This window comes from Bradyrhizobium sp., from assembly GCF_049581145.1.
Lineage (GTDB): Bacteria > Pseudomonadota > Alphaproteobacteria > Rhizobiales > Xanthobacteraceae > Bradyrhizobium.
Genome location: NZ_JBAURI010001117.1, coordinates 1 through 9,668, shown reverse-complemented (window position 1 = coordinate 9,668; position 9,668 = coordinate 1). Strand labels below are relative to the sequence as shown.

8 protein-coding genes and 1 other RNA gene are annotated in these 9,668 nt (G+C 65.2%); 6 read left to right on the top strand and 3 right to left on the bottom strand.

Translation table 11 applies throughout. The features are described from left to right. The coding region (locus WCB02_RS35900; RefSeq protein ID WP_423966270.1) for an extensin family protein at window positions 1-624 on the top strand (624 nt) is incomplete at its 5' end. Between the two features lie 67 nt (window positions 625-691). Here WCB02_RS35900 and WCB02_RS35895 read toward each other — a convergent pair. Continuing rightward, window positions 692-1,327, bottom strand: coding sequence for a TetR/AcrR family transcriptional regulator (locus tag WCB02_RS35895; protein ID WP_423966268.1), 636 nt, complete (start codon window positions 1,325-1,327; stop codon window positions 692-694). A gap of 183 nt (window positions 1,328-1,510) precedes the next feature. On the opposite strand from WCB02_RS35895, the gene WCB02_RS35890 reads away from it, so the two are divergent. From WCB02_RS35890 to WCB02_RS35880, 3 genes are all read left to right on the top strand, one after another. Continuing rightward, window positions 1,511-2,836 (top strand): HlyD family efflux transporter periplasmic adaptor subunit, encoded by a 1,326-nt coding sequence (locus WCB02_RS35890; RefSeq protein WP_423966266.1) that lies wholly within the window; start codon window positions 1,511-1,513, stop codon window positions 2,834-2,836. A 45-nt stretch (window positions 2,837-2,881) separates the two neighbouring features. Continuing rightward, on the top strand, window positions 2,882-4,468 hold the full coding sequence (locus WCB02_RS35885) for a DHA2 family efflux MFS transporter permease subunit (RefSeq protein ID WP_423966264.1): 1,587 nt from the start codon (window positions 2,882-2,884) through the stop codon (window positions 4,466-4,468). A gap of 481 nt (window positions 4,469-4,949) precedes the next feature. Continuing rightward, window positions 4,950-6,761 (top strand): ABC transporter ATP-binding protein, encoded by a 1,812-nt coding sequence (locus WCB02_RS35880; protein ID WP_423966261.1) that lies wholly within the window; start codon window positions 4,950-4,952, stop codon window positions 6,759-6,761. A gap of 13 nt (window positions 6,762-6,774) precedes the next feature. Here the strand turns inward: WCB02_RS35880 and WCB02_RS35875 are convergent, their stop codons facing one another. Together WCB02_RS35875 and rnpB are read right to left on the bottom strand one after the other, a co-directional pair. Then, window positions 6,775-7,512 (bottom strand): sulfite exporter TauE/SafE family protein, encoded by a 738-nt coding sequence (locus WCB02_RS35875; protein ID WP_423966259.1) that lies wholly within the window; start codon window positions 7,510-7,512, stop codon window positions 6,775-6,777. A gap of 189 nt (window positions 7,513-7,701) precedes the next feature. Then, window positions 7,702-8,130, bottom strand: an RNA gene (gene rnpB, locus WCB02_RS35870) — RNase P RNA component class A. Between the two features lie 139 nt (window positions 8,131-8,269). Here rnpB and WCB02_RS35865 point away from each other — a divergent pair. Both WCB02_RS35865 and WCB02_RS35860 read left to right on the top strand, forming a co-directional pair. Continuing rightward, a complete protein-coding gene (locus WCB02_RS35865; protein WP_423966257.1) occupies window positions 8,270-8,620 on the top strand; it encodes a YciI family protein in 351 nt (116 codons plus the stop codon). Window positions 8,621-8,689: 69 nt separating this feature from the next. After that, window positions 8,690-9,668, top strand: a 979-nt coding sequence (locus WCB02_RS35860; RefSeq protein WP_423966255.1) for an RNA polymerase sigma factor, incomplete at its 3' end; no start/stop codon positions are given.

The window sequence follows — 9,668 nt, the reverse complement described above, 5'->3', positions numbered from 1 at the left end:
CGGCTAGGGCCAGTGCAAGGCAATCCGGTCGCTGCCGTCGGACCGGTCGCGATAAAACCGGCGGCGACGCTGGCCTGTCCGATCGTCTCCGTGCTCGACCGCTGGCTCGCCGATTCCGTGCAGCCGGCCGCGCAGCGCTGGTTCGGTGCGCGCGTCGTCGAGATCAAGCAGATCTCGGCCTATTCCTGCCGGGGCATGAACGGCAATCCGAACGCGCATATTTCCGAGCACGCGTTCGGCAACGCGCTCGATATCGCGGCCTTCACGCTCGCCGACGGCCGCCATATCAGCGTCAAGGACGGCTGGCACGGCATGCCTGAAGAGCAGGGCTTTCTGCGCGATGTGCAGGCGGCGGCCTGCCAGCAGTTCACGACCGTGCTGGCGCCGGGCTCCAACGCCTATCACTACGACCACATCCATGTCGACCTGATGCGCCGCGCCTCGCGCCGCTTCATTTGCGAGCCGTCGGCGGTCTCCGGTGAGGAAGCCGCCCGCGCCGCGCAGCAGCGCAATCCCTACGCCGCGCACGAGTCGAATGTGACGGGTTCGCTCGGCGGCCACAGGGAAGCCCAGCGCCACAAGCGCGAGCGGATCAACGAGGAAGACGAGTTCGAGGACGAGTAGCTGCAGGCGGCGCTCTCAGACGAGACCGATAGAAGGCTATCGCGCCGCCTTCGCTTGGCGCCGCGGCTCACTTGGTCTGATAGGCCGCCAGAAACATCCGCACCGCGCTTTCAACGACGTGCCGGATGCGCTCGGGCGAGGGCGCAGGCGCGGCCTGGAAGATGAAGGGCAGGAACAGCGAGGCCTGGCACATCAGCATGAATTGCGCCGCGGCCAGGGGGCAATCCTCGATCGCAAGCTCTTCGAGCCTCACATGGATATCGAGATAGGCGGCGAGGCGGTTGATGGTTTTTTCCAGGACCCGCTCGTAATAGCGTCGGCCAACCTCCGGCATCCGCTCGGCGATGGCCATCACGGTCCGGATCGCCGAACCGCCGCCGGGCCGGCAGATCAGCGCGATATAGGCCTCGCCGAACTCATGCAGCGTCGTCGTGACGTCCCGACCGGGGTCGAAATTGAAGGCGATCTCGCCCTGCTCCTGGGCTTCCTGCTCCAGGATGGCCTCGAATAGCCTGTTCTTGTCGGCAAAGTAGACATAAAGCGTGCCCTTGGAGACGCCGGCGGCGCGGGCGATTTCGCCCATGCTGGCGCCGTCAAATCCCAGGTCCATGAAGACCTTACGGGCACCCTCCAGGATCTGGCGGCGCTTGGAATTATCCTCCTCGCTCACCAGCCGGAGGGAAGGATGATCAGCTGCAACCATCGGTTTAGCTTTTCTGAAAAAATTTCCCCGACCGAAACGCCTCGAAAGGAAGCTGCGACGTATCGTCCGGTCATCCAAATGTATCTTGACCGAACGGTTCGGTCAATGTTATTTTTTAATCCAGTGGAGCCGGGAACCGGTTCGGTTCGCGTGTCACCGCGATAATTTGCATCAGGAGCCGTAATGGCCGCAGCGAGAGATCAGGCCGCCCGCGTTCTTCGTTCCGACCTGGACGAGGTGGAGGGCGATCCGTCCGAGACGTCTGCTGGGGTGGGCGAGGCGTTGCGCGCGCATGTCGCGGCGAATGGCGAAGCCAAGCGCCGGCCAGCCGAGACGCCGGACAAACCGGCCGCGAGCCCCGAGCAGCCGGCCGCCGCGCCCGAGGTTTCCAAGTCACCCGCCAAGTCGGCCGCGCCGAAACGCGGCAAGCGCAAATTGGTCCTGATCGGCGTCGGCGCGCTGCTCGCGCTGGCAGCAGCGAGCTATGGCGCACACTATTTTCTGGTCGGGCGCTTCTTCGTCTCGACCGACGACGCCTATGTGCGCGCCAACAATACCATGCTGGGCGCGCGGGTCTCCGGCCACGTCACCACGATCCTTCCCGGCGACAACACACTGGTTCACAAGGGCGACTTGATCCTTCGGATCGACGACGGCGACTACCGGATTGCGGTGGATGCCGCGCGCACCAGGATCGCGACCCAACAGGCGACCATCGATCGGATCGGCCGGCAGGTCACGGCCCAGCAAAGTGCGGTCGAGCAGGCGCAGGCCAATCTGGTGTCCGCGGATGCAGGGCTGAAGCGTGCAGACCTCGATTATGACCGCCAGCAGACCCTGAGCACCAAGGGTTTTGCATCGCGGGCAACCTTCGAGCAGTCCGAAGCCGGGCGCGACCAGGGGGCCGCGGCGGTGAAGGCGGCGCAGGCCGCCTATGACGCGGCGCGCGACAATGTCGAAGTCACCAGGGCGCAGCAGGTCGAGGCCCAGGCCCAGCTTGCGGAATTGAAGACCCAGCTCGCGAAGGCCGAGCGCGATCTCGATTTCACCTTCGTGCGCGCACCGCTCGATGGCACGTTCTCCAACCGCCTGGTCAACATCGGCGATTTCATTGCCGTCGGGCAGCGGCTCGGCAATGTGGTCCCGCTCGACGATGTCTTCATCGACGCCAACTTCAAGGAAACCCAGTTGAGGCGTATTCGGCCCGGCCAGCCCGTGACGATTACGGTCGATGCCTACGGCCATCGCAAATTTGCCGGCACCGTCGACAGCATCGCGCCCGCCGCCGGCTCCGTGTTCACGCTGCTGCCCCCGGACAACGCGACCGGCAACTTCACCAAGATCGTGCAGCGGCTGCCGGTCCGGATCCGTGTGCCGAAGGAGGTGGCGCGGGAAAACCTGCTGCGCGCCGGCATGTCGGTTGATGCCACCGTGGACACCACGAGAGGTGCCGACGACGCCGACAGCGACACCGATCTCGATTCACCGATGATGACCCAGCCGCAATAGGCATTGGGCCTGTCGCATGGATCGCACCCGTTTCCTGGATAGAGCATGGCGAACGCCAACACCGCACCTGTCGTGATGCTGAGCGCGCCGCAGGCCGCGGCCGAGCACGTCGCACCGCGGCGGCTGGTCGCGTTCCTGATCATGGTGTTCGGCATGTTCATGTCGATCCTGGACATCCAGATCGTCTCGGCATCGCTGACCGAGATCCAGGCCGGGCTGTCGGCGAGTTCGAGCGAGGTATCGTGGGTCCAGACCGCGTATCTGATCGCCGAGGTGATCGCGATACCGCTGTCCGGCTTCCTGTCGCGTGCGCTGGGCACGCGGCTTTTGTTCGCGCTGTCCGCATCGGGCTTCACGCTGGCTAGTCTCGCCTGCGGCTTTGCCACTTCGATCGACGAGATGATCCTGTGGCGCGCGATCCAGGGGTTTCTGGGCGCCGGCATGATCCCGACCGTGTTCGCTTCCGCCTACACGGTGTTCCCGCGCTCGAAATTCCATATCGTCGGGCCGATCATCGGCCTGGTGGCGACGCTGGCGCCGACCGTTGGTCCCACGGTGGGTGGCTACATCACCGACGTGATGTCGTGGAACTGGCTGTTCTTCATCAATGTCGGGCCGGGCATCATCATCACCGTCGGCGTGCTGGCGCTGGTCGATTTCGACCAGCCGAATTTCGCGCTGCTCGATCGGTTCGACTGGTGGGGCCTGATCTTCATGGCGGGTTTTCTCGGCGCGCTGGAATATGTGCTGGAGGAAGGTCCACAATATGAATGGATGCAGGACGCCTCGGTCGCGATCTGCGCCGTCGTGTGCGGCAGCTCCGCGGTCGCGTTTTTCTGGCGCGTGCTGACCGCGGACGAGCCGATCGTCGACCTCCGGGCCTTCGTCAACCGCAATTTCTCGATCGGCTGCCTCTTGCAGTTCTGCATCGGCATCGGGCTCTACGGCCTGACCTACATCTATCCGCGCTATCTCGCCGAAGTGCGCGGCTATAGCGCGCTGATGATCGGCGAAACCATGTTCGTCTCCGGCGTCACCATGTTCCTGATGGCGCCGGTGGTCGGCAACCTGATGCAGCGCATCGACATGCGCTACATCATCGCGTTCGGTCTCATCGTGTTCGGCCTCGGCTGCTACCAGATGACCTCGATCACCCGCGACTATGATTTCTACGAGCTGATCCTGCCGCAGATCCTGCGCGGCATCGGCATGATGTGCGCGATGGTTCCGACCAACAACATCGCGCTCGGCACGCTGTCGCCGGACCGGGTCAAGAACGCCTCCGGCCTGTTCAACCTGATGCGCAATCTCGGCGGTGCCGTCGGACTGGCCGTCATCAACGAGGTGCTCAACGACCGCACCGACCTGCATATCTCGCGTCTGCAGGACCGGGTGACCTGGGGCAACACCACCGCGGTCGAAACGCTCAACATGCTGACCGAGCGGCTGCAGGGCATGGGCGACGCCACGCTGATGGCAATGAAGCAGTTGTCGCAGATCGTGCACCGCCAGGCCGTCGTGATGGGCTATGGCGATGCGTTCTTCATCCTGACCCTGTTCTATCTCGGCCTGAGCTTTTTGGTGATCCTCCTGAAAAAGCCGGCCGCGCTGGGCGCCGCGCCGGCGCATTAGCACAGCGATTTTGAGATTCGAATCGTATCGGCCTCCTGCGACCCTCATCCTGGGAACATCGCGCAAGCGATGAGTCTCGAAGGATGGCCGCGGAGACGGCGGTGCAGGTTGCCATCCTTCTGGCCGCAAGCCTTCGCCCTCGGAGGCAAAAGCTTGGCAATTCGTGATCGCCGCTGGTCGGGCGCGCGGTTGCAATCGGCCTCCAAGCCATTTATAGGATTTCTATTGTCGCTCGAACCGGGGAGGGATTTGCATGACATCGTCATTCTCGCAGATCGCACGCCGGCGTTCGATGCTTGCGCTGGACGCCTTATCCGGCTCCTAGCTGCCGCCTTCGCCAGCACCGATCGGGTCTGACGGCCCGGTCCTCCTGCCTCCCCCACGCCTCGTAGATATTTTTGACGACGCCCGCGTTCGGTTCTGGCCGCCGCGCGTCACATGAGATGGAGCCGGACTTGCGCGCGCGCAGCCGGATGAAGCCATGAGCATTCGCGACAAACGTCCCGCGGCAATCCGCGTGGTCATCCCCTTCGTGTTCCGGCACTGGCTCAACCAGCCGGCGCTGGCGCTGACGGTCGCCTTCGGCCTCTTGGGCGCGACGGTGGCCGACCTGTTCATGCCGATCTTCTCCGGCCATCTGGTCGATGCGCTGACGCGGGGGGCGGCGAACCTCGACGCGCGCCACGCGGCACTGATGGCGTTCGGCGCCATCGTTGCGCTGGGCTTTTCCTCGATCGTGCTGCGCATGATCGGGTTGCAGGCGATCGTGCCGTTCACGCTGAGGATCATGTCCGACGTCGCGCGCGACGCCTTCATGCGCCTGCAGCGCTTCTCGACCGACTGGCACGCCAACAGTTTTGCCGGCTCGACGGTCCGCAAGGTCACCCGCGGCATGTGGGCGCTCGATCTCTACAACGACACCATCCTGCTGGCGCTGTTGCCGTCGCTGATGGTGCTGCTGGGCTCGATGGTGCTGCTTGGATTGCACTGGACGTCGCTCGGGCTCGTGATCGGCCTCGGCGCGCTGCTCTATGTGTCGATGACGGTCGCGCTCTCGACGCGCTATATCGCGCCGGCGGCGCGCGTCTCCAACGCCTGGGACACCAAGGTCGGCGGCACGCTGGCCGATGCCTTGACCTGCAACGCGGTGGTGAAATCGTTCGGCGCCGAAGCGCGCGAGGATTCGCGCCTGATGCGCGTCATCGGCCGCTGGCGCAGGCGCGTCAACCGCACCTGGCTGCGCTACAACTCGACCAACGCGCTGCAGCTCGCGGTGCTGTTGGGCCTGCGCGGCTCGGTGATCGGCGGCGCGCTGCTGTTGTGGATCAATGGCCGCGCCTCACCGGGCGACGTCACCTATGTGCTGACCAGCTACTATATCATTCACGCCTACCTGCGCGATGTCGGCATGCACATCAACAATCTGCAGCGCTCGGTCAACGACATGGAGGAACTGGTCGCGATCCATGACGAGGCGATCGGCATCGCCGACGCCGCCGACGCGAGGCCGATCGTGATCGAAGGCGGCCGCATCCAGTTCGAGGAGGTGACCTTTCATTATGGCGGGCATCGGACGCCGCTTTATGACGGCCTGTCGGTCGATATCCGCGCCGGCGAACGCCTCGGCCTGGTCGGACGCTCGGGTTCGGGCAAGACCACCTTCATCAAGCTGGTACAGCGGCTCCATGACGTCACCGGCGGGCGCATCCTGATCGACGGCCAGAACATCGCGACGGCGACGCAGCAGTCGCTGCGCAGCCAGATCGCGATCGTGCAGCAGGATCCGATCCTGTTCCACCGCTCGCTCGCGGAAAACGTCGCCTATGGCCGGCCCGGTGCCAGCGGTGCGGCGATCGAGCGGGCGGCGCGGCTTGCCAATGCGCATGATTTCATCCTGCGGCTGCCGAAGGGCTACGGCACGCTGGTCGGCGAGCGCGGCGTGAAATTGTCGGGCGGCGAGCGGCAGCGGGTGGCGCTGGCGCGTGCATTCCTGGCCGACGCGCCGGTCCTGATCCTCGATGAGGCGACCTCGAGCCTCGATTCGGAATCGGAGGCGCTGATCCAGCAGGCGATGGAGCGTCTGATGAAGGGCCGCACCGCGATCGTGATCGCGCACCGGCTGTCGACGGTGCGCAACCTCGACCGGATCCTGGTGTTCGATCGCGGCGCGATCGTCGAGCAGGGCACCCATGCCGCGCTGATCGGGCGCGCGGGCGGCATCTATCGCGGATTGTTCGAACGGCAGGCGACCGAGTTCACCCAAGTGGCAGGACAAGTGTCGGCGGCGGAATAGGCGCGCCGCGCGATCAGTGACCGAGGCTGCTCCAGACCAGACCGGCGCCGGAGAGAAACAACAGCGCGAGCACGACATCCCGGAAATTGCGGTCGCTCAGGACATGATAGAGCCGCGCGCCGAGCCAGGCGCCGAGGATCGTTCCCGGAAGGGTCACGAAGGCCATCCAGAATATCTCGGGGCCGATGAGGCCCATCGCGAGCTGCACGCCGAACGCAACGGCGAGGATGGTCCAGTTGAAAACCTGGAACACGCCGCGCCGCTCGTGCTTGCCCCAGCCGCGGAGGCTCGCCCACAGCGTCGGGAGCGGACCGGACAGGCCGGCTAGCCCGCCAAGGATGCCGCCGGCAAAGCCGATCGCCGCGTCCGCGATCCTGCCGCCGAAACGGAACGCCATCGGAGCGCTGAAATACAGCGCTGCCGGAAAAACCAGCAGGAGCACACCGATGGTCAGCTTGAAGATGCTCGGATCGGCATGCGCGACCAGCATCGTGCCTAAGGGAACGCCGGCGAGACCGCCGATCAGGAACGGCCAGACCAGACCGAGATCAAAGTGCCGCCACATCGACGGCAGCGTCGCGCTTTGCGCCACCACCGATGAGATCAGCCCCAGCGGCACTGCCAGCGACGGCGGCACCACGTAGAGCCAGATCCCGAGCGCCATCAGCGCGGTGCCGAAACCGGCAAGGCCCGACACGAAGCCGCCCGCGAGCGCGCCGAGAAACAGCAGCGCATAGCCGGCCGCGTGCATAGGCTCTCTCTCTTTTTGTCCTTCCGGTCCGCTTCTTCGATGCGCCCGGGATTGACTCTCTCTCTGGCGCGGATTGACGGCCTCGAGAAATGGTGAGGGGTCCGGCGCGTTACGCCGAACCCCTCTTGGTGAGATGCGTTTTCTTCGCGCGAACCGGAAATCCGCTTCGCTCGAAAACGCTTTCGCATAGACATCAGCCGGCCTGTAAGCCGGGTTCTGTAGGGCACCGCCCTGCTTGCGCGAGGCGATACGCGACGGCCATTCCTCTGGGACAACGCTTGCGCGTTGCCTCGGGCAACCTACCCGGACGGCGAGCCTGACATCGCTCCCACGGGCGTTGTCGCTGTTGGCGAACTGCCCGCGTTGCCGCCCCTATTCGGTCTTGCTCCCGGTGGGGTTTACCATGCCGGTTCCGTCGCCGGACCCGCGGTGCGCTCTTACCGCACCTTTTCACCCTTGCTGACCCGCCCTTGCGGGCGGGAAGCGGTTCGTTCTCTGTGGCACTTTCCCTGGGGTCGCCCCCGCCGGGTGTTATCCGGCACCGCATGTCGATGGAGCCCGGACTTTCCTCTCCCGCGGCCTTTCGGCGCTTGCGGGAGCGGCCGTCCGGCCGACTGACCGGCTAGGCATGGAGGTTGCCGCGAGCCGCGTCAAGCCAACAACGAGGGCCGAAATAATTTATCCTGCAGATGTCGTTCTGGATGGCGGCCGTTCGACCGGATGTCGGCGATCCAGCCGAACAGGAGGAGTGACGTCGATGCAGTATCTGTTGATGATCTATCAGAACGAAGCCGAATACGCCAAGCTCGACACCGCAACCGGTCAGAAGATGATGGGTGAATATCAGGACTTTACCCAGTCGATCATTCAGAGCGGCAATTTCAAGGCCGGCGACCGTCTGCGGCCAACCACGACGGCGACCACGGTGCGGATCCGCGACGGCAAGACGCTGACCACGGACGGTCCGTTCGCGGAGACGCGCGAGCAGCTCGGCGGTTATTACCTGATCGAGGCCAAGGATCTCGATGCCGCGATCGCCATCGCCGCGCGGATTCCCAGCGCCAGACTGGGCTCGATCGAGGTGCGGCCGATCTGGGTTTATGATTGAAGATGGCGCAGTCATTCCGCGGCGTGCGAAGCACGAACCCGGAATGACGGTGAGTGAGTGGCGAACCCGATGACGCCCTGCGAGATCGAAAAAATATTCCGTGACGAGGCGGGCCGCGCGCTGGCGACGCTGATCCGTCTGGTCGGCGATTTCGATCTCGCCGAGGATGTGCTGCAGGACGCCTTCGCGGTGGCGCTGGAACGGTGGCCGCATGCGGACGCTCCCGCCAATCCGCGAGCCTGGCTGGTCAATGTCGGACGCAACAAGGCGATCGATCGCGTCCGCCGGCAGATCGCCTTTCGCGGCAAGCAGGATCTGCTGGCCCACGAGATCGAGCTCAACGCGTCAACCGCGGACGAAGCGGCGGATGCGGCCGCGGTCGACGACGACATGCTGCGGCTGATCTTCACCTGCTGCCACCCATCCTTCGCGCCGGAGGTGCAGGTCGCCTTGACGCTGCGCACGGTCTGCGGGCTGACCACGGCGCAGGTGGCGCGCGCGTTCCTTGCGAGCGAGGACGCCATGGCGCAGCGGCTGGTTCGCGCCAAGCAGAAGATCCGTCTCGCCGGCATCGCCTACGAAGTGCCGGAGCGCGAGGCGCTGGAGCCGCGGCTCAACGGCGTGCTGGCGGTGATCTATCTGGTCTTCACCGAAGGCTATGTCGCGACCGCCGGTGCGGATCTGATGCGCCCCGACCTGGCGCGCGAGGCGATCCGGCTCGGCCGCCTGCTCGACGCGCTGATGCCGCGACGCGGCGAGGTGAAGGGATTGCTGGCCTTGATGCTGCTGCACGATGCGCGCCGCGCCGGGCGCGCCACCGAAGGCGGCGACATCGTATTGCTGGAAGAGCAGGACCGCCGCCTGTGGGACCGCGGCCAGATCGCCGAGGGATTGAGGTTGGTGGAACAGGCGCTGTCGATCCCGGGCCGGCCGGAATCCTACGCGGTGCAGGCCGCGATCGCCGCGCTGCATGCGCGGGCGCCGAATTATGGCGATACCGACTGGCCGCAAATCGCGGGACTCTATGAGGTGCTGCTGCGCATCAGCC

Coding starts and splice junctions, on each gene's coding strand:
- WCB02_RS35865 (WP_423966257.1), top strand. CDS start 8,270: ATGCAGTATCTGTTGATGATCTATCAGAACGAAGCCGAATACGCCAAG.
- WCB02_RS35880 (WP_423966261.1), top strand. CDS start 4,950: ATGAGCATTCGCGACAAACGTCCCGCGGCAATCCGCGTGGTCATCCCC.
- WCB02_RS35890 (WP_423966266.1), top strand. CDS start 1,511: ATGGCCGCAGCGAGAGATCAGGCCGCCCGCGTTCTTCGTTCCGACCTG.
- WCB02_RS35895 (WP_423966268.1), bottom strand. CDS start 1,327: ATGGTTGCAGCTGATCATCCTTCCCTCCGGCTGGTGAGCGAGGAGGAT.
- WCB02_RS35885 (WP_423966264.1), top strand. CDS start 2,882: ATGGCGAACGCCAACACCGCACCTGTCGTGATGCTGAGCGCGCCGCAG.
- WCB02_RS35875 (WP_423966259.1), bottom strand. CDS start 7,512: ATGCACGCGGCCGGCTATGCGCTGCTGTTTCTCGGCGCGCTCGCGGGC.